Here is a 23,219-nt window from a genome sequence, read left to right on the forward strand (position 1 = left end):
GGTAAGGTTTTTCATGTCTTTCCCCGCGTTGAAAATCGGTGATCTGGTCGCCCGCACGCCCATCGTTCAGGGCGGCATGGGCGTCGGCATATCTCTTTCCAAACTGGCGTCCGCCGTGGCCAACGAAGGCGGCATCGGCGTCATCGCCGGAGCCATGGTCGGCATGCGCGAACCCGACGTGGCCTCGAATCCCGTGGAAGCCAACGTCCGCGCCCTGCGCCGCGAAATCGAAAAGGCCCGCGCCGCCACCAAAGGCATCATCGGCGTGAACATCATGGTCGCGCTCACCACCTTTGCCGAAATGGTGCGCGCCTCCGTCGAAGCGCGCGCCGACGTCATTTTCTCCGGCGCCGGTCTGCCCATGGATCTGCCGAAAATCTTTCTCGACGCCTGCGCCCAGAAAAAGGAAGAATTCCGCACCAAGCTCGTGCCCATCGTGTCTTCCGGCCGCGCCGCCACGCTCATCGCCAAAAAGTGGATGCACAAAACCGGCCTCATTCCCGACGCCTTCGTGCTCGAAGGCCCCAAGGCCGGCGGTCATCTCGGCTTTTCCGAAGAGCACATCTTCGACGAGGCCTTCTCCCTCGAACACCTGGTCTCCGGCGTGGTCGACGCCGCCAAGGCTCTGGAAGACAAGGCCGGACGCGCCATTCCCGTGATTGCGGGCGGCGGCGTGTTCAGCGGCGCGGACATCGCCAGAATGCTCTCGCTCGGCGCCTCCGGCGTGCAGATGGCCACCCGCTTCGTGGCCACGGACGAATGCGACGCGGACATCCGCTTCAAGCAGGCCTACGTGGACGCCAAAGAAGAAGACGTGACCATCATCCACAGCCCGGTGGGCATGCCCGGCCGCGCCCTGAACAATTCCTTCATCGAGGCCGCGCGCGAAGGCAAGCGAAAGCCCTTCAAGTGCGTGTTCCACTGCATCAAGACCTGCGATCCGAGCACCACGCCCTACTGCATTTCCTCGGCGCTCATCAACGCCATGAAGGGCAATCTCGACAAGGGCTTCGTGTTCTGCGGAGCCAACGTGGCCCGCGTGAAGAGCATCGTTTCCGTTCACGAACTCGTGGAAACCCTGCGCAGGGAATACGACGAATGCCTTGCCCAAAAGGAATCCGCCGCCGGATAATTCCGCACTTTCGGCGTTCCGCCTCGCGTTCCCAAAACGACGGCGGAACGCTCCTCCTGAGCAGAAAACGCCGCCTCAGAGACGGCGTTTTCCTTTTAAACGGCAAAACTTCCGCAATTCTCCACGCCCTGACAGAATCAGGCAATTAATCGAAAGAATAGTATCTATTCTGACCGTGCCGTGAACGTTATCGTCAGTGAAACAACGCGGGCGACCGCCCCCGTCGCCGACGCACGGAGGATTCATGAACCGGCGAGACTTTCTCAAACGCTCTCTCATGGCCACGGCCGTCGGAGGTCTGCTTCTCTCCGGCGCGGCGTCTTCCCTTTCCGAAGCGCGCGGCGCAGAACCTGACAAGGAGAAAAAGATGAAGATTCTCGTTCTCACCGGCAGCCCGAGGGAACACGGCAATTCCAACACGCTGGCCGATCACTTCATCAAAGGCGCGCAGGAAGCCGGGCACGACGTGTTCCGCTTCGACGCCGCGCAGAAAAGCGTTCATCCCTGCATCGCCTGCAACAGCTGCGGCATGGACGGCCCCTGCGTGTTCGATGACGACGACTTCAGTCTCGTGCGCGAGCACATCGTTCCCGCCGATCTCGTGGCCTTTGTCACGCCCATGTACTACTTCGGCATATCCGCCCAGCTCAAGGCCGTCATCGACCGTTTCTACGCCATAAACGGCTCCATCCACACGCCGAAGCAGGCCGTGCTCCTCATGACCTACGCCAACAACTCAAGGCGCGACGAAAGCCCCATGCTCACGCACTACGAAGTGCTGCTGGACTATCTCGGCTGGACCGACGCCGGACGCATCGTCGCTCCCGGCGTGTGGACCGAAGGCTCCATACGCAACACGCCCTTCCCCGAAAAAGCCCACCGCCTCGGCAAAGGACTGCGCCTTCAGGGAGAGCGCTCGCTATGAAACGACGCGCCTTTCTCGGCATGATGGCGGGAGCCGCCGTTGCGGCAGGCGCAGGCGGCGTGTTCGCCTTTCTGCGTCAGGAACAGTTCGGAGCCCTGCCCGAAGGCGAAGATATGCGCCGCATTCTGCGCTCGCCGCACTATGCCGACGGAGCCTTCCACAATCTCATTGAGCGCCCCGTGCTCAGCGACGACAGCACCTTTGCGGGCGCGCTGCTCCGCTCTCTCGTGGAAGAGCGCCCCAATCCCGCGCCGAGCGCGCCGGTTCCCTCCCAAAAGCCCGACCTTCTCTCGCGAGACCGCGCCGAAAACTTCGTGGTCTGGCTCGGGCATTCCAGCTTTTTCCTCCAGATGGGCGGCAAACGCCTGCTCATCGATCCGGTGTTCAGCGATCACGCCGCGCCGGTCTCGTTCAGCACTCGGGCCTTTGCCGGAGCCACGCCCTGCACGGTGCGCGACATGCCCGACATCGACGCCCTGCTCATCTCCCACGATCACTGGGATCACCTGGACTACCCCACGGTCACGGCGCTGAAAAAACGCATCGGCCTTGTCGCGTGCGGACTCGGCACGGGCGCGCATTTTCGGCGCTGGGGCTTTGAGCGCGAGCGCATCCGCGAGGCCGACTGGGGCGACGACATCGACCTGAACGGCGTTCGCATCCGCTTCGTCACGGCCAGCCACTATTCCGGCCGCACCCTCACGCAGAACAAGACACTGTGGACCGGCTTCATGCTGGAAGCGCCGGGCTGCCGCGTCTTCTTCAGCGGAGACAGCGGCTACGGCCCCCACTTCGCCGACATCGGAAAAAAGCTCGGCGCGCCGGATCTCGCGCTGCTCGACTGCGGACAGTACAACGAGCGCTGGAAGTACATCCACATGACGCCGGAAGAGGCCGTGCAGGCGGCGCAGGATCTGGGCGCAAAGGCGCTGCTGCCCGCACACGTCGGCAAGTTCGCCCTGGCCTGTCACCCCTGGGACGAACCGTTCCGCCGCGTGACGACCGCCTCGCAGGGAAAGGCGTTCCGTCTGGTCACGCCGATCATCGGCGACGTCGTGTCCCTGACGCGACCTCTGCCGGAATTTCCCCGCTGGTGGGAAGCGCTGGCCGCCCGGCAGGCCTAGCGGAGCGCTGCGAAGGCGCGGGGCCCCGCGGAAAAATTACGCCGGGCTCAGGCGCGGTGCGGACGCCGACGCGGATCCCCTCTCCCGCCGGAAAAGGGCCGCCGAAGTCAGGAGGCTATCTTGCCGTCGCAACGAGGCGCGCCCGCCGAAAGAGCTCCGGCAACGCAAAGTCTGCGTCGGGCGCGCCGGGACGGCATGTGAAACGCCGGACGGGAACATTGTTCCTTCGGCTCGACGATGAAGCAACCGAAAAACGCGTCGGGCTCACGACCGGTCTGCGCGTCCAGCGCCCGCGGGCCGGAAAACATTTTTTTACTCTGGCGGAGGTCATGGCCCATGTCGGAACAGCTGCAACGGATCAGGCAAATTCAGGAATCGCTGAAGAAAAACATGCTCCGCTATCTGGAGTCTCCCCGAATCTTTGCCACGGCCGTGGAGGGCTTTCACCTCGTCCGCCGCGAAGACAGCGGAGCGCCGGAACAGTGCTTTGAAAAGCCCCTCGTCGGACTCGTGGTGCAGGGCACGAAGCATTCGATCATGGCCGGGCAGGAATTTGTCTATACGGAGAACCAGACCGTCGTGGCGGGCGTGGACATGCCCATTGCGTCCTACCTGGTCAATCCCACGCACGACCATCCGTTTCTCTTCGCCTACCTCTATCTGAACAAAAAAATGCTCTCCTCCCTGGCCCTGGAAATGAAGGACGCGCTGCCCGAAAGCGACGAAGAAAGCGCAGGCGTTTCCGTGGCCGACGCCGACGTCGACATCATGGAAATGTTTCTGCGGCTTATCGAGCTTCTGGAAAAGCCCGAACAGATTCCCGTCCGCGCGCCCATGATGCTGCGCGAACTGCACTATCTTCTGCTCATCAGTCCGCACGGCCCGCTGCTGCGCCGTCTGAACACGCCGGGCACGCAGAATCATCAGGTCATGCAGGCCATCAGCTGGATACGGGAAAACTACAGAAATCCGCTGAAGGTGGAATCGCTGGCCAGGCAGGTGAACATGTCCGCATCCAATCTGCACCGTCACTTCAAGCTGCTCACGGGGCTGAGCCCGCTGCAGTATCAGAAGCAGCTTCGCCTGTACGAGGCCCAGCGCCTCATGCTGGTAGAGCACGAACGCGCTTCCAGCGCGGCGCTCAGCGTGGGCTACGAAAGCGTGACGCAGTTCAACAGAGAATACAAACGGGTGTTCGGCGAGCCGCCGCTGCGCGACATGAATCGCCGCAGAACCTTGTCCGGCCTCTCCTGACGAAGGCGCGGCCACGCAGATCGCGTCGGAACCTCAAGCCCCGACGCCAAAACGACGCGCCCGCCGCGCCGACGACAAAAACCGCGAGGACAAGCGACGCTCGTAATCCAACGATGCGCCCGGGATAAATAACTTGCGCCTGCCAAGAGGCCGCCCGCGGAAAAAACGAAGCCCGAAGCAAAAACACGCAACGAACAACGCGCAAAACAAAAAGTTCAAACGCTGTCCCCACAGGCGGGGCAGAGCTCAAGGCAAAAGCGCCGAACGTACCAAGCCCGCGACAAGTCGCAAAGCACGAAATCGAAGAGTTATCCCTACCACCACGACAAAGGGCGGCCCTGAAAGCCGCCCTTTCGCAATGCTACGCTCTCCGCTCCCCCCACAGAAGCGGAAAGCCCGCGTTTACCCGGCCGTTTTGAAGCCCAGACCGCTCAGCCATTCGTTCACGTCGTCGGCTGCGCCGGACACGCGGGAGCCGCGCACCTCGAAGCCCTCAAGCATGCGGGCCTGCGGGCACAGCGCTTTGAGATCTCTCTCGCTGCGTCCGAAGCGGCTGCCCTCGTGGGTGCAGAACGGAATGACGGTCCGATTGCCGAGATCGTACTTTTCAAGCAGCGTGAAGAACGGCATGGGCAGCGTGCCCCACCAGTTCGGATAGCCGATGAACACCGTGTCATAGCCGTCCAGCGAAGGCAGTTCCGTGGCAACGGCCGGGCGGGCGTTCGCCTCCTGCTCCTTCTTCGCCTCGTCCACCACGGTATCATAGTCTTCGGAATAGGGCTTCACGGTTTTCAGTTCCACCATGTCGCCGCCCACGCGATCGTGAATGAATCCCGCAAGACGACGCGTGTTGCCGCTATGAGAAAAATACACGATCAGCACCTTGCCTCCCGCTTCCGCGGCCAGGGCCCGCGTGGAAAACAGCGCGGGCGCGGCCAGCGCGGCGGCCCCCAGCGCAAGAGTCTTCAGAAAAACGCGTCTCGACGCGACGCCGACCTCAAGAGAACACATGTCTGCCGACACGCGGCGATCATCAGAGTTGCTCACAATCGTCTCCTGTTCATGACGCCGGGCTCTGCGCCCGACGGAAAAAACGTGCAGACCAAGACCATCCCGCTCAACTGCGGGATCCTCAGTCAGGCGAAAAACGCCTTTTGTCGGAAAAAGCTACTTGCCCGCGGCCGGAGCCACGGCGTTCACGCAGGCCAGCGCGTTCAGCGTGCGCGGGAAGCCCATGTAGGGCAGGCTCTGCGCGAGCGCATCGATCAGATTCTCGCGGGTGTTGCCCACGGCAATGTTGCCCTGCACATGGGAACGCACCTGAGAATCGCATCCGCCGAAGGCGCTGATGATGGAAAAGGTGAGAAGTTCGCGGGTCTTCAGATCCAGCCCCTTGCGGGTGTAGATGTCGCCGAAGCAGAAGGCGGAAAGATAGTTCTGCACCACGGCCTTCTGATCCTCGGTGGCAGCCTCGTGCATTTTGTCGATGCCCTCGCCGAAAATGGACTTCTGCACCGCCAGACCGTCGGCGTAGCGGGTCTGCTCCGTCACGGTGCTCTGCTTTTCCAGAGGCAGGGCGATCTTGTGTTCCGCAAACACTTCGTTCATCAGCTTCACGGCCGCTTCCGTGCGGGGAAAGCCGATGTAGGGCGCGCACTGATACAGCGCTTCCCGAATTTCCACGGGCGTTGCGCCCACGCGCAGCGCGGCGTTCACCTGCGTCTTGAAGTCGTCCAGCGTCTGACCGGCGGTCAGCACCACCAGCGTGACGAGCATGCGCTGCTTGTCGCTCAGCGTGCCGTGATCCATGATCTCGCCGTAGAGGAGCCTGTCGCGCATGGCGGCAAGATCGGGATCCGTGGCCGCCAGAGACGACGTTGTGCTTCCGAGAAACTTCTGCATGTTCCGCGCCGTCGCGTCCACGCGTCCTGCGCTCTGATCCGGAGCGGCAAGGGCCACGGCGGAAGACAGCATCAGGCCCGCAACAATCATCGCACCCAGAGTAACGGCTTTCTTCATAAAAACTCCCTTGCCCGGCAAATATGAGCCGCGGCGTCTTTTTGTTGTTTGTGCCTCAATCATATCAGGCCATGCCCAGGCCGCCAGATACATTTCTCTTGAGTTCTTGCCCGATTCTGCCCGAGGCGGCGTGAACGGAACGCCTCACCGGCGCCACCGCACAGGCCGGGCGCCTTCCTGCCCCGCTCCGCGCATGCTCGCCCCCGACTCCCTCCTCGGCGAACGCCGCCGTCCGGCTACCTGGCCCTCACCGAGCCCAGCCGTTCGATATCCTCGTCCGTTCTGTTGCCGTGTACGACCATGCCCGAAAGCGCGCGCTCCAGAGCCTCGAACTCCTCGTCGGAAAGTTCCACGTCCGCCGCGCCGAGGTTCTCCACAATGCGCTCTTCCCGACGCATGCCCGGAATGGGAACCACAAAATCCCGACCATGCAGCATCCAGGCCAGCGAAATCTGTGCGGGCGTGGCTCCCTTGTCTTCGGCAACGCGTCGGAGCAGCGTCAGAATCGGCTCGTTGGCCGCCATGTTCCCGGGCTCGAAACGGGTGATGACGCGGCGCACGTCGTCGCCCTGATACACGGCGTTCACGGCGCACCTGCCGCTGAGAAAACCGCTGGCCAGCGGCGAAAACGCCACAAAGCCGATGCCGAGCTCGGCGCAGGCGGGAATGACGTCCTTTTCAAACATCCGCTCCATGATGGAATACTCACTCTGCACGGCCGCAAGCGGCGTGACCGCATGGGCCCGGCGTATCTGCGATTCCGTGGACTGCGACTGTCCCCAGCCGCGTATCTTGCCCTCCGCGATCAGCTCGCCCATCCAGAACGCCACATCTTCCACGGTTTCGTCGTCGGGAACGCGGTGCTCATAGTAAAGGTCGATGTAGTCCGTGCGCAGACGGCGCAGCGAATCCTCCACGGCACTGCGCACCCCGCTTCGGCTGAGCTTGCCCTCGGGCATGTTCTGACCGGGCAGCGCAAACGGCGAAAACTTCGTCGCCAGCACGATGCGGTCGCGAAAAGGCTCCACGGCCCGCCCCACAAGTTCCTCGTTCACAAAGGGCCCGTATCCTTCCGCGGTATCGAAAAAGGTGCAGCCGAGCTCAAAGGCTCGGCGTATGAGCCGCACGGCCTCCTCTTCCGAAGGGACGGCCCCGTAGCCGTGCGAAAAGCCCATGCAGCCCATGCCTACGGCCGAAACTTCCAGGCCGCTGCGCCCCAGATTTCTTTTCTTCATGTCGCACCTCCCCGGCGGCCCGCTACGGGCGGATCACCGTTTTCAGCACGCGTCCCTCGGAGGACACCTGCATTTCCAGCGCATGCTGAAGTTCTTCCAGCGGCAGAACGTCGGTGACGTACTTTTCAGGATCAATAATGCCGCGGGCAATGAGATCAATGGTTTCCTCAAATTCCCGGCGCGTGCAGGACACGCTGCCGGTGAGCCTCACTTCATGCAGCACTGCCCGGTTCAGCTCGAAAGGCACCGTGGGCGCGACGGAATTGCCTATCATGACCACCTCTCCGCCGGGCTTCACGCCGTCCAGACAGGCCGCCAGCGAGTCGCCGGAACCCACGGCCTCAAAAACCACGTCGAAGCCGCCCTCGGAAAGCTCCAGCATTCTTTCGGCCCTGTCCGGCGCGTTGCCGTACACGTAGGCGTCGAAATCGCCGATTTCACGCGCCTTGCCCGTCTGCCGATCGTCGATGCGGGACATGACGAGCAGCGAGGCTCCGGCCTTCTTCGCCAGACCGCCGATGAGCTGGGCAATGATGCCGCTGCCCACGACAAGCACCTTGTCGTGCAGCTTCAGCCCCGAACGACGCACCGCGTGATAGGCCACCATGAGCGGATCAATGAGGCCCGCGGCCACGTCCGACACCGAATCGGGCAGCCGATAGGCGTTCATGGCCTTGCCGACGAAGTATTCCGCATAGCCGCCGTTGCACACGAAGCCGATGTAGTTCGTGCCGTTCACGGCGCGGCAGAGCTGTTCTCTGCCCGAGCGGCACATGTCGCATTCGCCGCAGTACAGGTTGGCCCAGAACGTGACGCGCTCGCCTGCGCGAAAATCGCTGTCGCCGGGATCGGTCACCGTGCCGCAGAATTCGTGTCCCATGATGAAGTGTTCCGGCGGCTGACTGCTCCAGCCCTTGCCTGCCTTCCACATATGGATATCGCTGCCGCACACGCCGCAGGCGCTCACGCGAATGCGCATCATGCCCGGAGCCATGTCCGGGACGGGCACGTCCATGATCCGCACCTCGCCGGGACCGACGAGCACGCCGGCCTTCATGGTGTTCTCTGCCATAAAAAATTCTCCTTTGTTTACGAATGAGTCTGATGAACGAACGTTGCCTTGCCCGGCGCGACCGCGATCTGCTTCGCTCGGCGCAGACAACGCGCGCAAGGCTCCGCCGCCTCCCTCTGCTGTGTTCAGAGGCGACTAAGCAGGACGCATCGCGCCTCGGTACGCACAGGGCCGAGCATGCCGTTCGCTCAAAAATGCCGCGGCATGCAGGCTGCGACACAAGAAAAACACCCCGCCCCGGGACTTGCCGCAGGACGGGGATGACCGCTCACTACTGCGGAATCAGACAATTACCTGGCGTTGTACTGTTCGTCGGTGACCTTTTCCATCCAGACCACGACCTTGCCCGGTTCCTTTTCTTCGCAAATGGAAATGTGCGTCATGGCGCTGTTCGGCGCTGCGCCGTGCCAGTGCTTGACATTGACGGGACAAATGACCACGTCGCCCGCACGGATGACCTGAATGGGCTTGCCCCACTCCTGCGTGAGGCCCACGCCGGACGTGACGATGAGCGCCTGCCCCACCGGATGAATATGCCAGTTGGAACGCGCGCCCGGTTCAAAGGTGACCACGCCCACGCTGGAGCGCATGTCGTTGTTGGCGGGATAGAGCTGTTCAACGCGCACGCTGCCGGTGAAAAACTGATCCGCCCCCTTGGCGGTCGGGAACTCGCCGTTGCGCAGAATGGTCTGCGACTTGCCGATTTCGGCAGCGTCGCTCTGCCCGGGCAGAGCACAGAGGGCAGCGAGAGTCAGGGCCATGGACAGGATCAACTTGTTCATAGAGAAATCCTCCGGTTTTTCGATGAGCATGAAGGCATGGTACCGGGAGGCGCAGCGCTCAGCCAGCTACGATACTCTCTATTTTTTGCCCGATCGTTGCAGAAGCAACAGGCCGCCCCACGCTTTTGCCCGAAGAGACCGCATCTGCGTTGCCCGTAACAAAACAATCTGCGAGAAACAGGCAAGAAGATGCGAGAATTGCAGCTGTTCGCCGTCGCGCCCTCCCGTTATGCATAAATAAGAAGCGGATCTCTTTCCGCCGACGCTTCTCCCCGGCTGCTTTCAACCGGAGCGCATCCGGCGGAACATGCATCCGGGAGGAACCATGCATTATCCAAAACCCCTTACGTCCCCTCTCTTCGTTCTTCTGGCGTTCTTTTTCGTTTTCTGCGGCACGGCGTCGGCCGCGCCTCAAAGCAGTTCTTCAAAGCACGCAGACTCTTCGCGCATGCTCATCGCCTACTTTTCCCTCTCAGGAAACACCCGTCTCATCGCCCGCGACATTCAGCGCATGACCGGCGGAGAACTCTTTGAAATACGTCCCGTGCGCCGCTACGGCCCCGACTTCGACACCGCCGTGGAGCAGGCCAGACAGGAACTCAGGGAACATGCGAGGCCGAAGCTAAAGGAAACCATCTCCGACATGAGTCGTTACGACGTCGTCTTCGTGGGCTTTCCCAACTGGGTGGGAACCATGCCCATGCCGGTCTTCAGCTTTCTGGAACAGCACGATTTCAGGGGAAAAACCATCGTGCCCTTCTGCACGCACGGCACCAGCGGCCCGGCCAACACCATAAACGATCTCAAGGCCCTTCCCCTGCATGCCACTGTCCGCGACGCGCTTTCCGTCTATCGAAACGACGTGCGCGACGCCGAAGGCAGAGTGCGCGCCTGGCTGAAGGATCTCGGCTATCTGAAGGAAGACTGATCCGCCCCTTGCCACCTTTTCCCGCACGCAAAAGAGTCCATCATCTCCAACATTCAAGGAGCACACTGCATGAAGGACATACTCGCCACGCTGCTTGGAGCCCTGCTCACCTTTACTCTTGCCTCGCCCTGCTCCGGCGCTCCCGCCTCGCCAGACTCCGGCCGAAGCCTCATTCTCTTCTATTCGCTCTCGGGAAACACCCGTCTGACGGCCGAAGCCCTGAGCCGTCTCACCGGCGCGTCCCTGGCGGAAATAAAAACCGTCGAACCCTATCCCGACGACTTTCACGCCGTGGTGGAACAGGCAAGGCAGGAGCGAAGCACCGGCTATCTTCCTCCCCTTCTGCCCCTTCAGGCAAATCTGAACGACTACGACACCATCTATCTCGGCTTTCCCATCTGGAGCAATTCCATTCCGCAGCCCATGGCAACCTTCCTTTCCGAACATCCTCTCGAAGGAAAAACCATCCTTCCCTTCTGCACGCACGACGGGTACGGCCCGGGACGCAGCGCCCGCGTGGTGACGGAATACTGTCCGAAGGCGCAAGTGCTCCCCATATTCGACATGCTCGGCTCCGAAGCCAGAGACGCGGAACCAAAACTCGCGTCATGGCTGCAGGAGCTCGGCGTGGCCGCTTCCTCCGCGCGGAACATCGTCATCCGCATCAACGACGTCGAACTTTCCGCCGTGCTCGACAACAGTCCCGTCGCCGGGGAATTTATGCGCCGACTGCCGCTTTCGATACCCATGGTGCAGTACGGCGGCCGTGAATACTACGGCGGCCTCGACCGGGAAATCCCCACCTCGGAAGAAGGAAGACTGCGCTTTGACGACGGCGACATCACTTACTGCCCGCAGAACAACAGCGTGGCCATCTTCTACGCCCAGAGCTCGCGGCCGAATCTTACCATGAAGGTCATTCCCATGGGCCGCGTGACTTCCGACCTTGCCCCGCTGCACGAACTGCCCTCGTCCGTCATCGCGCACTTTTCCCTGCAAAGCGCTCAGCCCTGATGCGCGCCGCCTGTTTTAACCCAAAAACGCCGTCCGGAATTTTTTCTGTTCCGAACGGCGTTTTTCTCTCCGTAAAGAGCGCTGCCTGCTCGCAGACGCAAAAGAGGCGGAACGCTCACGCGTTCCGCCTCTTTGTTTCGGCGCGCAAAGCTTCTTTCCGAAACATCGCGCGCCGTTGTCTGCTAAAAACTACGGACGCAGCAGGGCAAAGCCCTCGCGCTGCAGCTTCACGATTTCCACCACGCCCGCAGGCACGACTTCGCAGCCTTCCCACAGATCTTCGCGGGCCACGCTGAACGACTTCAGCGCGTTGTTGCACAGTCTGATGGAAAGACCTTCGGCCATGAGCTTCGCGCCGCGTTCGGCAAGAGCTGCGTTGGCGCGGGTAAAGAGCTGCACCGCCGGTCCGTTGGCCACCATGACCACACGGAAGTCTTCGCCGGGCAGCGCGGCCTTGTAGTTGGCCACGTTGTTGAAGGCCAGATTGAGACGGGCGGGATCATTGTCGTCCACATGGATGACGAGGTCGTAGTACATGGGCGCTCTCCTTGCGTTTATTTGCGCAGATCAGAATACCAGCCCGCGGCCTGACGAAGCAGACGCATGCTGCGTTCCGCCATGGCGAAGGGCTCGTTCATGTAGCCGTCGAGCAGAAGCGTGGAATCGAACAGGGCGTTCACCATGTCCTTGAAGGTCTCGTCCTCGGCTCCTTCCTTGCAGATGCGCATGAGCGAGCGCACCAGAGCGTGATCGGGATTGAGTTCGAGAATCTTCTTCGGAATGCCTTCGCTCTTCTGCATGACGCGCATGAGCTTTTCCATGGAAGAGCTTACGCCCTCGGGCGAAACGAGACAAGCCGCCGCGTCGATGGGGCGCGAGGCCGCGCGCACGTCCTTCACCTGATCGCCGAGAATGGTCTTCACCGCACTGATGAGCGCGTCGAGTTCCGGCTTTTCCTCCTCGGAAAGCGGCTCGGGTCTGGGCTCGGCGTTCTCCACGTCCGGGAAGGCGTCAAGCGCGCCGGCTTCGACCAGCTCCACGGACTTGAACGGATGCTTCTGGTATTCCATGATGGCTTCCAGCGCGAACTCGTCCACCGGATCGGTGAGGTACAAAACTTCCAGGCCCTTGCGGCGGAACTGGCCGAGATGAGGATTCACCTTGGCCGCCTCGATGGACGGAGCCGACACGTACCAGATTTCCTTCTGATCGGGCTTCATGCGGGAAATGTAGTCGTCGAGGCTGGTGAGCTTGTCGTCCTGCGCCGTGGAGTAGTAGCGCAGCAGCGGAGCCACGCGGTCGCGGTACTGATAGCTGTCGAAGCCGAACTTGATGTACTTGCCGTGCAGCTTCCACATGGCCTCGTACTTTTCAGGATCGCTCTTGGCCATGCGCTCGAAATGAGTGAGCAGCTGCCGGGTGATGGTCTGGCTTATCTTGCGCAGCACCACGTTTTCCTGAAGCGTTTCGCGGGAAATGTTGAGCGGCAGATCTTCGGTGTCCACCACGCCCTTCATGAACGCGAAATAGTTGGGCAGAAGCTCCTTGTTGTGACGGTCGATGAGCACGCGGCGAACGTACAGATCGGGGCCCCATTCGTCCTTGCGCTCGTCGAAGACGTCCACCGCCGTGCCGGGAATGTACAGCAGGCAGTTGAACTGCACGGGCGCGTCCACAGAGAAGTGAATGACGTCGAGCGGTTCCTTCTGATCGAAGGTAAGGAACTTGTAGAACTCGTTGTACTGTTCCTTCGTGATGGAGAACTTGGGCTCGCGCCACAGAGCCGCCGTGGTGTTGACGCGCTCGCCGTCGAGCTGAATGGCGAAGGGCAGGAAGTTGGAATGCTTGCGGATGACTCCTTCAAGACGATATTTTTCCTCGTACTCGTGGGCGTCGTCGCGAAGGTAGATCTTGATGCTGGTGCCGCGCTTCAGGCCTTCGGCCTCCGTTCCTTCCAGCGCGCGGATGGTGAAGCTGCCCGTGCCGTCGGAAGTCCAGACGTGCGGCGTGCCGTCGCCCGTGGCGGAAACGGAGGTCACTTCCACCTTTTTGGCCACCATGAACACCGAATAGAAGCCGATGCCGAAACGACCGATGATCTGAGCCGCGTCGTCTGGCTTGCTGTCGTCGTGCTCCACGATGGGTTCTTCGGCGTCAGCGGGCTTTTCCTCGTCGTCCTTGTCCTCGTCGGACTTCTCACCTTCGGCCTTCGCTTCTTCGGCGGGCTTGCCTGCGGCCTTTTCCGCCTCGCGCTCCTTCAGGAACTGTTCGGAACCGGAACGCGCAATGGTGCCCAGGTTGTCGATCATTTCCTGTTCGGTCATGCCTATGCCGGTATCGGCAACGGTGATGACGTGATTATCCTTGTCCGTGGTGATGGTGATTTCCAACGGCAGTTCCGGATCGCGCACCTCGCCGCCGGTGCTCTGAAGAAAGCGCACCTTTTCCAGGGCGTCCGAAGCGTTGGAGAGCAGCTCGCGAAGGAAGATTTCGTGGTTGGTGTACAGAGAGTGCGTAAGAATATTGAGCAGCTTGCACGTTTCCGCGCGAAACTGATGAGTGGTTTCCGCCATGACATGGCCTCCTGATATGTTTCCGAACGCGCGGCAGACGCCGCCGTGCGGTCATCGCTGAAGAAAGGGCCCGACAGCGTTCGGGCCCAAGAGTCACATAAGGCGGAGAGACGGCAAGTCAAGGGGACGACGCAAAAAAAAGCCGGACTCCCGACGCCGCGTCGGAGTCCGGCCCGGGGCCGTGCGCCTGTCCTGCAGGGATCTTCTCCGCAGAGCGGAAAAGCGGGGACCATGCCCTGCGGCGGCAGATGCCGCCTCGCGCTGCCACAAGGACAGACGCACGGGGCTGCCGTTACGAAGGATTATCCATGGTAGAGCCGAGCACCGTGCTCAGCAGTCTGGACGATACGCCGGAATCCCCCCAGGCGTAGGGCCGCACCATGTCGGCAGAAATGTCGCCGTTTTCCCCGAATCTGGCTGAAAAGGCCGTGTCGGCGCGCTGCACGAATGCCTTGAGTTCGGCGTCTTCCACGATGGGGCAGCGTTCGGTGGCCAGCGGTTCGCGGTATTCCACGAGCAGCTTGCTCTCGCCGTTGTTCACTATCCATTCGTACTGGCTGACCATGACGCCGGCCGTCCAGCCCATGCCGCGTTCGGCAAAGGCGGGCATCCAGGGATCAAGCTGCACGGGGCGGACGAACACACGCTGGGTGACGGTTTCGGGCCTGTCTCCGCCGCAGGTGTACAGCACGGGCAGAAATTCCAGATTGGTGGACATGATGCCCGGATACCAGTACTTCGAGCCCGCGTCGGCGAGCGCCACGGCAAGCTGAGCGCCGCTCTTTGCGCTCAGGCTGTACCACACCACGCCCGGCTCGGAACGGGGCAGTTCACGGTCGGTGGAAAGCATGACCGTCATTTTGCCCTGCGCCACGGCCGAGAAATCGGGCGAGGTCTTGACCGCCACCGTGGGACGGGCCGTGGACTCAAAAGCGCCGACATTTCCCGATCCGCGCACCAGAGCCCATTCCGCACAGGCCGCCGAAGGAATCGACAGCGCCAGAAAAGCCAGAATCGAAAGCATTCTCTTCATGACACGCTCTCCATGTTTCTTGTCCCGGATTATCCCGGAACAGGGCTCACACTAGCAGAACGCGCATGATAAGGCATCGGATGCAACCATGAGCGGCATGAGTAATCATGCAAAAACATTGATAATAACGCTGAAAAGGACGCCTTTTCCGCCCGGAGGATGCGCGGATTGCCCGTGCGGTCAAAAATCATATCTTCCCGGGCGCAGGAAGGGAAAATCGCGTGCCCTTCGCGCCGGAGCGCCGCGACAGGGGCACTCCCGGCATGCTTCTTTTCCGCGCCAAGGCGTGAGGCCGTACCGCAAGAGCACAAAAAAAAGACCGGCCCCCCATGATGGAGGAACCGGCCGAATCCGGACGCCCGGAGGCGGGGCGTCCGTTTTTTTCAAGTTCAGGCAAGCTGCTGAATGCCGTCGAGCTTCCAGCTGTCGCCCTCGGCGCGGGAGCACACGAAGTGCCAGACTTCCCGCACCTGTTCGGGACGGGCGGCGCGCTGATCTTCGCGCATGAGCACGTCGAAGTACACGGCCACGCGGCGCAGGTCGCCCTCGTCGCGCACCTCGATGACGGAGGCGTTCACCAGCAGAATTTCGGTCTTGCCGGGATTCGGATCCTGCTTCGCCTGCTCGCGCAGTTCGCGCATGACGTCTTCGGTGGCGAAGTTGGCGATGTCGTCAAGGTCGCGGCGATCCCACGAAGCCTGGAGGCGCGTGTAGGCCGCCTTGGCTCCGCGCAGGAATTCGTCCTGATCGAAGTCGGCGGGCAGAACCACGTCGTTCTGCGCTTCCGCAGCCTGCTGAACCGGCTGTTCGGAGCGAAGATTGTCCCATGCGCCGCCCTGAGAGGCCTGACGAGGCGCTTCGTAGTCACGGGGAGCGTCGTAGCGGTAGGCCTGACGATCGTTGTTGTCGGAAGAGGCCTGGCCGCCGCGGAAGCGACGGAACATGCGCACGCCGAAGTACACGAGCAGGCCGAGAATTATCAGATTGAGCACGCCGCCCAGCATGCCGCCGCCCATGCCGTGGCCGCCGAACAGGGAGCCCAGCAGAGTGCCGGCAAGAAGGCCGCCGAACAGGCCGCCGAGAAGACCGGTATTGTTGCGGGCCATGGTGGCGGCGCCGCCGTTGGCCGTGCTGGCCATGGGGGCCTGACGCTGCACCGAGGAGGAGCCTCCGCGGAAAGCGCCGGAAGGAGGCGTGGCCGGCCGGCTCATGATGGAGGAACTGCCGAAGCTTCGCCCGCCGCCGAGACGTGCGGCATCCGCATAGTCAGGCATGGAGAAGGAGAGCGTGGCGAGGCAGGCCGCGCAGAGGGCGAAAGTTTTCCATTTGTTCATGTTCATTCCTTATGGGCTGAGTTATCGACCATCCGCCCCGAAACGGAGCGGTTACAGTCACCAATACCATAATCACGAAAAAGGCCGTTGGGAAGAGCCGAACAAGCCTTTTCGCGCAAAGCATAACGCGGAAATATTACCATCCCATGGCACGAGCAAAAAGAATCACCGCGGCGAGCGCCAGAAATCCCAGCACGATGCGCTGAAAAAGCTGCTGATTGATGCGGCGGCCGAGACGCACGCCCGCAATCTGTCCCAGGAAACATCCCGCCACGCCCGCGAGCGACACCTGAAACAGCGTCATGGTGTACAATCCGGCAAAGGCCTGCGAAAGCACGGAGGCCACGCTGGTGAACACGTAGAACACGCTCATGTTGCCGCGCGCCCTGTCGGCCGACCAGTGCTTCATGAGCACGTAAATGCCGAGCGGAGCCCCCACCATGGCCACGGAACCACTCACGAAACCGCAGGCGAAACCGGCAGCAATGCCGATGAGCGTGGAATCCGGCAGTCGGTACGAAGCCGCCTTGTGAAAGCACTGCATGGCGATGAAGCAGGCGAGCATGGCGCAGACCATGAGCTGAAGGGTCTGCATGGAAGCCACGCGCAGCACCAGCGCGCCGAGAAAACAGCCCGGCACCGCGCCGACGACAAGATCACGGATCTCCCGCCAGCAGCACGACTTGCGGTAGGAGTAGGAAAGATGAACAGTGCCGTACAAACCCGTGAGGCAGGAAACCAGCACGGCGTCGCCCGGCGAAAGCACCGCCGTCATGAGGGGCATGGCCACCATGATGGTGCCTATGCCCGTGGCCCCGCCGACAACGCCGCCGAAGCACCAGCCCAGCCCGACCATGAAGCACGTCCAGAAAAAGTCCATAATTCCTCCTCGGGCTCGCGTTTGGCGCGGCGCGCAGGTTGCAGATTGATCGCCGGTAAACTGAGCAGAGTTATACTCTGGCTATTTCGCCTTGTCCAGACGGGAACAAAACGATTTGCGCTCCCCGCGGCGGAGCGTCGCTGTCGCGTCCGCCTTTTTCCGGTTCCGCTGTCCGTCCCCGTCACGTCACGCGCGCCGCGCGGAGACCGGAGCAGCCATCTCCGGCAGTCTCCGAATGCTTCCGAAGCCCCCGGCAGTTGAGCTCGACTGACGAGCGCTTCCCGCGCTCGAAGCCGCGCCGACTCCGCCCGGACGCCACGGCACGGCCTTTTCCCGCAATTCCTTGCGGCCGCACCGTCATGAAATGGCAAAAAGCCGGAAATCAGCCTGCTGAAAGGTCCAATTTCCGACTCCGTACCGGCTTGCATACGGTTCAGACCCCATGCGAACCGTTGTCGTCGAACTCCCGCGCTGCTGAGCTCGCCTCTCCCGGCCCTGCGCGAACATCGGGCCCTCCAGACAACGCATTCTCCGTGAATGCGCGCAGACTCTGCCGCCCTGCCCTTCCGCCGCCTCTGCTTCCCCGGACGAATCTCCATGAAAGAACAATCCTGCGACGCACCGGAGCCGCCGGACGCCCTGCCCGCTCCGAGACTTCACTGCCGTCAGTGTACGCCGCCCCTGCCCGGACGATGTTTCACGCGTCATGCCCGGCTGACGTTTTCCCAGCGGATTAAAAAAACAGGACGGAAGCCGGAGCCTCCGTCCTGTCGTTCTCAGGGGAGGAAGATCGCTCTTCCTCCCGCCGTTGTTCTTATTCTTCTTCCCACTTGATGAAGCCGGGCTTCACGTCGGTCATGGCATTGACGATGAGTTCGACAAGGCCGCCGTACTGCATGCCGTTCTTCTCAAGCAGATTGTTCTGTTCGAGCAGTTCGCGGATCTGGCCCTTGCAGTTGGAGCAGGGAGCGCAGATGTACTTCTTGACTTCAGGACCGAGGCAGTCCTTGAAGGCGCCGCAGATCTGTTCCATCTTTTTACGGCCGGTGATGTTCATGCGCCATTCGTTGATGTTGTTGCGCGTCATGATGGCGAAACCGGAACCGCCGCCGCAGCAGTAGTTTTCCACGCCGTGGGGCGTCATTTCACGGAACTGCGGGCAGATGGCGTGCAGAACGTCGCGCTGAGGCTTCACCACGCCCATGAGACGAACCAGGTTGCAGGGGTCGTGCAGGGTGACGGGGAAGTTGTTGCGGCTGGGGTCGAGCTTGAGGCGACCGCCGAGCACGATGTCGCGCAGCACCGGGAAGCAGCTTTCGCGGGGGATGTTCAGGTCGGGCGGCAGGATGCGGTCGGCAATGACGGTGAGGGCCTTGTGGGCGTGACCGCATTCGCCAAGCACGATCTTCTTGACGCCGAGCTTCTTGGCGGCTTCGGCGTGCTTGATGGCCACGCGGGCGGCCTGCACGTCGTCGTAGAACACGCCGTAGTTCACGGAGTCGTAGCCGGCGATTTCGGAGCTCAGGGTCCAGGACAGACCGGCGGCTTCGAAGATCAGGGAGAAGGCCGCGATGTTGTCGGGCCAGGCGAGCATTTCACCGGCATTGTGGATGAGCAGAATGTCGGCGTTCGGCACGTCCCAGGGGGTCTTGAATTCGTATTCCGTGGTTTCGACGTAGTCTTCGTCGATGAATTCCACGGTTTCCTGAACCACGGAGGGATTCATGCCGGTGGAGGAACCGACTTCGAGCTGCAGCTTGGTGCCCTTTTCATGCAGTTCGCGGGGGTTCCAGCCGAATTCCTGGCTGAAGAGCTTGCGCAGTTCGCGGGCGACGAGGCCGTTGTCCACGCCGATGGGGCAAACCTGAGCGCAGCGGCGGCACAGGTTGCAGCGGTAGGAGAGTTCGGCCAGACGCACCACGGTCTTCCAGTTGAGTTCGGTGTCGCCGTAACGCCACTTGGCGAGGGGTTCCTTCTTCACATACTGCTTGTAGATGCGGCGGAACAGCTCGGAGCGGAAGTTCGGACGATACATTTCATGCTCGTTGGACATCTCGTACAGATGGCAGGCCTCGGAGCAGGAGTTGCACTGCGCGCAGTAGTCCATGGTGGTGTCGAGCATGGCGAGGCAGGTCCAGTTGTTCTCGGGAGTGAACAGCTTGCGCACGCCGTCGAGGAAGCGATTGACGATCTCTTCTTCCTCGGCCTTGGTCTGAGGCACGGGAATGAGCAGAACGTTGATGTCGTCGAGCAGGCAGCAGTACTGCTTCTTCTGCTCGTCGGTGATGACCTTCCAGGGGAAGGTCTGGTAGTCCACGGGCATGGGACGAAGGGTATTCACATCAACCGTGGTGAGCAGCCCTTCTTCCCTCGACAGATCATTAAAGGTAAGTTCCTGCGAAGTTTTCATGTATGGAGCTCCTTAGTTCTGCTTCTCGGGGTTGGAAGTGGCAACCTCAGCCCAGGTCTTCTTGCCGTCACCCTGAACATGCGGGGCACGCCAGCTGACGGGCAGGTTCAGGTTGTTGGCAAGCTGCTTCTGAAGCTTGGGGTTGTTGATGGTGGGAGCATCGCCCCAGCGGATGTCGTGCCAGGTGAAGTACTTCATGAAGAGGTGGCCCAGGAAGCTGTAGGGCACCCAGAAGAACATGAAGAAGCCGATCAGCAGATAGAGAACGTAGAGGGGAGTCAGTTCCATGGCAGTGAAGGTGAACATGCCATAGATGAAGCTGTTGCCCATGAGGGCGAAGTCGTACACGCCGTGACCGAGGCACAGCATGAGGCCGAACAGGCCGTACACGCCGAACAGACCGAGGTTGAAGAAGTGTTCGTTGGTGGTGTACTTGCGCAGACCCTTGTCGCACAGACGGCGCTGAATGAGGCCGATGGAGCCGAACAGGATGCCGGCAAAGCCGAACACGTCGCAGATCACGGTGATCACGGTGCAGAAGGTCACGAAGCCGTCGGCGCCGGCGAGCATGCCGAGGGCGGAAAGAATGGTCATGCCCATGGCGCCGATGAGAAGGTACAGACCGATGTGGAAGGGATACGTGCGCACCCAGAGAGTGCGGTTGTGTTCCCACACGGCCTTGAGGAACAGAGCTTCAATGAGGAAGCCCTTGAGAGCGCCGACCATGCAGCTGCGATACTTGTCCTTCCACCATTCGGTGTTTTCAAGGTAGCTGCCGCCGTATTCGACCTTTTCAGGGTCTTCATGCGCCACGGGATACAGTTCCCAGCGCAGATGCTGAGGTTTCTTGAGATAGCCGATGATTCTCATCAGAGCCACGGCCACGAAGGCTATAACCGCCACATAGGCCAAACAGTAGAAAAAGATGCTCATGGTTGTCTCCTGTCGCGTTGTCCGCCAACTTGCATCCTGACAGGGGCAATCTGCCCCGGCCACATTTCCGCACCACGCTTCCAAACCGCCCGCCGCATCGCCGTTCTATGGATAAAAATATGTGGAATTATTCCACATATTTCCCGGCGAGAGCTATTGCCGGGGCGGCCGGACCGGCGCAAGGATGCACCGGAGGAAAGCTGATGAAGATTACCTCACAAAGCGCAAAAAAACAAGTCTGCGCCCACAAGAACTTTCACAAGGTGACAACGCGCAGAGAGGCCCGCCGAGGAAAGTCTTGCTCACCATCCTATTAATAAGTACACTGCGCCTGAATTCAAGACCCGGAGGACGGATGTACGTTTATCTCATCGGCGCAGGCCCCGGCGATCCCGGCCTGCTCACCTGCAAAGGCAGAAAGGTTCTTTCTGAAGCGGACGTCGTGGTGTACGACTATCTTTCCAGCGAGGAACTCCTCGCCCTGGCCCGGCCCGATGCCGAACTCATCTATGTAGGCAAAATCGCCGGCAATCACGCCATGAAACAGGGCGACATCAACAAGCTGCTCATCGCCAAGGCGAAGGAGGGCAAGGTTGTTGCGCGCCTCAAGGGCGGCGATCCCTACATCTTCGGACGCGGCGGCGAAGAGGCCGAGGAACTCGTGGACGCGGGCGTTCCCTTTGAGGAAATTCCCGGCATTTCCAGTTCCATTGCCGGTCCGGCCTACGCGGGCATTCCGCTCACGCACCGAGCCTGGTCGTCCTCCGTCACCATCATCACCGGTCACGAAGATCCCACCAAGCCCGGCTCCGTGCACGACTGGAAGGCTCTCGCCCGCAGCGCCTCCACACTGGTCTTTCTCATGGGCATGAAGAACCTGCCCGACATCGCGGCCAAGCTCATCGAATCCGGCATGGACGGGAATACTCCCGCGGCTCTGGTGTACTGGGGCACTACCGACAGGCAGCGTTCCCTCGCCTCCACCCTGGCCGATCTGCCGGACGCCGCCGTGCGCGAAGGCTTCACCAATCCTTCCATCATCGTGGTGGGCGACGTGGTGCGCCTCAAGGACAAGCTCGACTGGTTCGAGAAAAAGCCCCTCTTCGGCCGCACCGTGGTGGTCACGAGGGCGCGCGAGCAGGCCAGCGGCAGCGCCGCGCTTCTGGCGGAAAAAGGCGCGCGCGTCATTCAGTTCCCCACCATCAAGATCGTGCCCATGCCCGACTATGCCGAACTCGACGAAGCCGTGAGTCATCTTTCCCGCTACGGCTGGGTGGTGTTCACCTCGGTGAACGGCGTGCGCTTCTTCCGGCAGCGCCTCTCCGCGCTCAATCTCGACGCCCGCGCCCTCGGCTCCGTGAAGGTGGCCGCCATCGGCCCGGCCACGGCGAAGGCCGTGGAAGAAATGGGCATTCGCCCCGACCTCGTCCCCTCCTCCTACGTGGCGGAAGGCGTGGCGCAGGCCATGCTCGAACTCGGCATGAAGGGACAGAAGGTGCTGCTGCCCCGCGCCAGGGAAGCCCGCGACGTGCTGCCCCGCGCGCTGCGCGAAGCCGGAGCCGACGTGGACGTCATTGCCGCCTATGAAAACGTGCCCTCCGAGGAAAACCGCGACAAGGTCATGGAAGCGCTCGAAGCGGGCACGCTCGACTGCGTGACCTTCGGCTCCTCCTCCACGGTGCGCAATTTTCTTGCCTCCATTCCGCTCGACGAGCTGAAGAAGCACCCGGGCGTGCATTTTGCCGCCATCGGCCCCGTGACGGCGGAAACCATGCGTTCGCTGGGCCTCGAGCCCGACATTCAGTCGGAATCCTTCACCATTCCCGCAATGGTGGACGCCGTGTGCGCGGCCTTTGCGCACAAGGAGCGCGCATGACCCTCAAGCTCGGCATTCTCGCCTCGGGCAGCGGAACCAACGCCCAGGCCATGATCGACGCCGCGGAAGCAGGCAGGCTCGATGCGGACATCCGCATCATCATTGCGAACCGCCCGGGCGCGCCGGTGCTCGACCGCGCCGAGCGGCACGGCATCGCGCATCTGTGCCTCGATCACAAAACCTTTCCCGACCGCGAAACCTTCGACAGACGCATGGTGGAGGAACTTACTGCCGCCGGCGTGGACACCGTGGCTCTTGCGGGCTACATGCGCCTCGTCACGCCCGTGTTTCTCGACGCCTTTCCCGGCCGCGTGCTGAACATTCACCCCGCCGTGCTCCCCGCCTTCCCCGGCACGCACGGCGCGCGCGACGCCTGGCAGTACGGCGCCAAGTTCAGCGGCTGCACCGTTCACATCGTGGATCCCGTCATGGACGGCGGGCCCATCATCGTTCAGGCCACGCTTCCCCTGCGTCAGGACGAAGACGACGAAGCGCTGCTCAATCGCATTCACGTGTTCGAGCACCGCATCTACGTGCAGGCTCTGCAGTGGCTGGCCGAAGACCGTCTGCGCCTCGACGGCCGCCGCGTGCTCCTTGAGCCGTCGAGCCGTCCGCAGGCTCCGCAGCCGGAACTCGCCCTGATCTGGCCGCCGCTGGAAGAAGGTTTCTAACGCTTTTTGCCGGAGCCCCCGGCT

At 61.7% G+C, this 23,219-nt stretch carries 20 protein-coding genes; 8 read left to right on the forward strand and 12 right to left on the reverse strand.

Features of this window, described 5'->3' with window-relative positions:
* Positions 1-13: 13 nt before the first annotated feature.
* The 4 genes from ABGT79_RS03910 to ABGT79_RS03925 all read left to right on the forward strand — a co-directional run bounded on the left by ABGT79_RS03910 (position 14) and on the right by ABGT79_RS03925 (position 4,435).
* Positions 14-1,132 carry a nitronate monooxygenase gene (locus ABGT79_RS03910; protein WP_346665095.1) on the forward strand — a complete coding sequence of 373 codons (1,119 nt, stop codon included), beginning with the start codon at positions 14-16 and terminating at the stop codon, positions 1,130-1,132.
* Positions 1,133-1,376: 244 nt separating this feature from the next.
* A complete protein-coding gene (locus tag ABGT79_RS03915; protein ID WP_346665096.1) occupies positions 1,377-2,057 on the forward strand; it encodes a flavodoxin family protein in 681 nt (226 codons plus the stop codon).
* Entirely contained in the window at positions 2,054-3,181 is a 1,128-nt protein-coding gene (locus tag ABGT79_RS03920; RefSeq protein WP_346665097.1) for an MBL fold metallo-hydrolase, read from the forward strand. The genes ABGT79_RS03915 and ABGT79_RS03920 overlap by 4 nt, the downstream gene beginning before the upstream one ends.
* A gap of 390 nt (positions 3,182-3,571) precedes the next feature.
* Positions 3,572-4,435, forward strand: coding sequence for an AraC family transcriptional regulator (locus ABGT79_RS03925; RefSeq protein ID WP_346665098.1), 864 nt, complete (start codon positions 3,572-3,574; stop codon positions 4,433-4,435).
* Between the two features lie 402 nt (positions 4,436-4,837).
* Here the strand turns inward: ABGT79_RS03925 and ABGT79_RS03930 are convergent, their stop codons facing one another.
* The 5 genes from ABGT79_RS03930 to ABGT79_RS03950 form a co-directional block, all read right to left on the reverse strand.
* On the reverse strand, positions 4,838-5,482 hold the full coding sequence (locus ABGT79_RS03930) for a flavodoxin (RefSeq protein ID WP_346665099.1): 645 nt from the start codon (positions 5,480-5,482) through the stop codon (positions 4,838-4,840).
* Positions 5,483-5,602: 120 nt separating this feature from the next.
* Positions 5,603-6,454, reverse strand: coding sequence for a carboxymuconolactone decarboxylase family protein (locus ABGT79_RS03935; protein ID WP_346665100.1), 852 nt, complete (start codon positions 6,452-6,454; stop codon positions 5,603-5,605).
* Between the two features lie 236 nt (positions 6,455-6,690).
* Positions 6,691-7,689 (reverse strand): aldo/keto reductase, encoded by a 999-nt coding sequence (locus ABGT79_RS03940; protein WP_346665101.1) that lies wholly within the window; start codon positions 7,687-7,689, stop codon positions 6,691-6,693.
* A 22-nt stretch (positions 7,690-7,711) separates the two neighbouring features.
* Positions 7,712-8,761 (reverse strand): alcohol dehydrogenase catalytic domain-containing protein, encoded by a 1,050-nt coding sequence (locus ABGT79_RS03945; protein ID WP_346665102.1) that lies wholly within the window; start codon positions 8,759-8,761, stop codon positions 7,712-7,714.
* 290 nt (positions 8,762-9,051) lie between these two features.
* Positions 9,052-9,543 carry a cupin domain-containing protein gene (locus ABGT79_RS03950; RefSeq protein WP_346665103.1) on the reverse strand — a complete coding sequence of 164 codons (492 nt, stop codon included), beginning with the start codon at positions 9,541-9,543 and terminating at the stop codon, positions 9,052-9,054.
* Between the two features lie 448 nt (positions 9,544-9,991).
* Here ABGT79_RS03950 and ABGT79_RS03955 point away from each other — a divergent pair, with 448 nt between their 5' ends.
* Together ABGT79_RS03955 and ABGT79_RS03960 are read left to right on the forward strand one after the other, a co-directional pair.
* On the forward strand, positions 9,992-10,471 hold the full coding sequence (locus tag ABGT79_RS03955) for a flavodoxin (RefSeq protein ID WP_346665104.1): 480 nt from the start codon (positions 9,992-9,994) through the stop codon (positions 10,469-10,471).
* Positions 10,472-10,540: 69 nt separating this feature from the next.
* The gene (locus ABGT79_RS03960; RefSeq protein WP_346665105.1) at positions 10,541-11,485 is read left to right on the forward strand and encodes a cyclophilin-like fold protein; all 945 of its coding nucleotides are present in this window, start codon (positions 10,541-10,543) and stop codon (positions 11,483-11,485) included.
* A 189-nt stretch (positions 11,486-11,674) separates the two neighbouring features.
* Here the strand turns inward: ABGT79_RS03960 and ABGT79_RS03965 are convergent, their stop codons facing one another.
* The 7 genes from ABGT79_RS03965 to ABGT79_RS03995 form a co-directional block, all read right to left on the reverse strand.
* Entirely contained in the window at positions 11,675-12,022 is a 348-nt protein-coding gene (locus ABGT79_RS03965; RefSeq protein WP_346665106.1) for a DsrE family protein, read from the reverse strand.
* Positions 12,023-12,039: 17 nt separating this feature from the next.
* Positions 12,040-14,058: a molecular chaperone HtpG gene (htpG, locus tag ABGT79_RS03970; RefSeq protein ID WP_346665107.1), complete on the reverse strand. Its 2,019-nt coding sequence runs from the start codon at positions 14,056-14,058 to the stop codon at positions 12,040-12,042.
* Positions 14,059-14,350: 292 nt separating this feature from the next.
* Positions 14,351-15,091 carry a DUF4851 domain-containing protein gene (locus tag ABGT79_RS03975; protein ID WP_346665108.1) on the reverse strand — a complete coding sequence of 247 codons (741 nt, stop codon included), beginning with the start codon at positions 15,089-15,091 and terminating at the stop codon, positions 14,351-14,353.
* A 389-nt stretch (positions 15,092-15,480) separates the two neighbouring features.
* Complete coding sequence (locus tag ABGT79_RS03980) at positions 15,481-16,425, reverse strand: TIM44-like domain-containing protein (RefSeq protein ID WP_346665109.1); 945 nt, start codon at positions 16,423-16,425, stop codon at positions 15,481-15,483.
* Positions 16,426-16,561: 136 nt separating this feature from the next.
* Complete coding sequence (locus tag ABGT79_RS03985) at positions 16,562-17,305, reverse strand: sulfite exporter TauE/SafE family protein (protein WP_346665110.1); 744 nt, start codon at positions 17,303-17,305, stop codon at positions 16,562-16,564.
* An 814-nt stretch (positions 17,306-18,119) separates the two neighbouring features.
* The gene (locus ABGT79_RS03990) at positions 18,120-19,715 is read right to left on the reverse strand and encodes a (Fe-S)-binding protein (protein WP_294485395.1); all 1,596 of its coding nucleotides are present in this window, start codon (positions 19,713-19,715) and stop codon (positions 18,120-18,122) included.
* A gap of 12 nt (positions 19,716-19,727) precedes the next feature.
* Entirely contained in the window at positions 19,728-20,648 is a 921-nt protein-coding gene (locus ABGT79_RS03995) for a respiratory nitrate reductase subunit gamma (protein ID WP_346665111.1), read from the reverse strand.
* Positions 20,649-21,003: 355 nt separating this feature from the next.
* Here ABGT79_RS03995 and cobA point away from each other — a divergent pair, with 355 nt between their 5' ends.
* Together cobA and purN are read left to right on the forward strand one after the other, a co-directional pair.
* Positions 21,004-22,524, forward strand: coding sequence for a uroporphyrinogen-III C-methyltransferase (gene cobA, locus ABGT79_RS04000; protein ID WP_346665112.1), 1,521 nt, complete (start codon positions 21,004-21,006; stop codon positions 22,522-22,524).
* A complete protein-coding gene (gene purN / locus ABGT79_RS04005; RefSeq protein WP_346665113.1) occupies positions 22,521-23,195 on the forward strand; it encodes a phosphoribosylglycinamide formyltransferase in 675 nt (224 codons plus the stop codon). Before cobA ends, purN begins: the two co-directional genes overlap by 4 nt.
* Positions 23,196-23,219 lie beyond the last annotated feature (24 nt).

Origin of the sequence: uncultured Mailhella sp., assembly GCF_963931295.1 — a bacterium.
GTDB lineage: Bacteria > Desulfobacterota > Desulfovibrionia > Desulfovibrionales > Desulfovibrionaceae > Mailhella.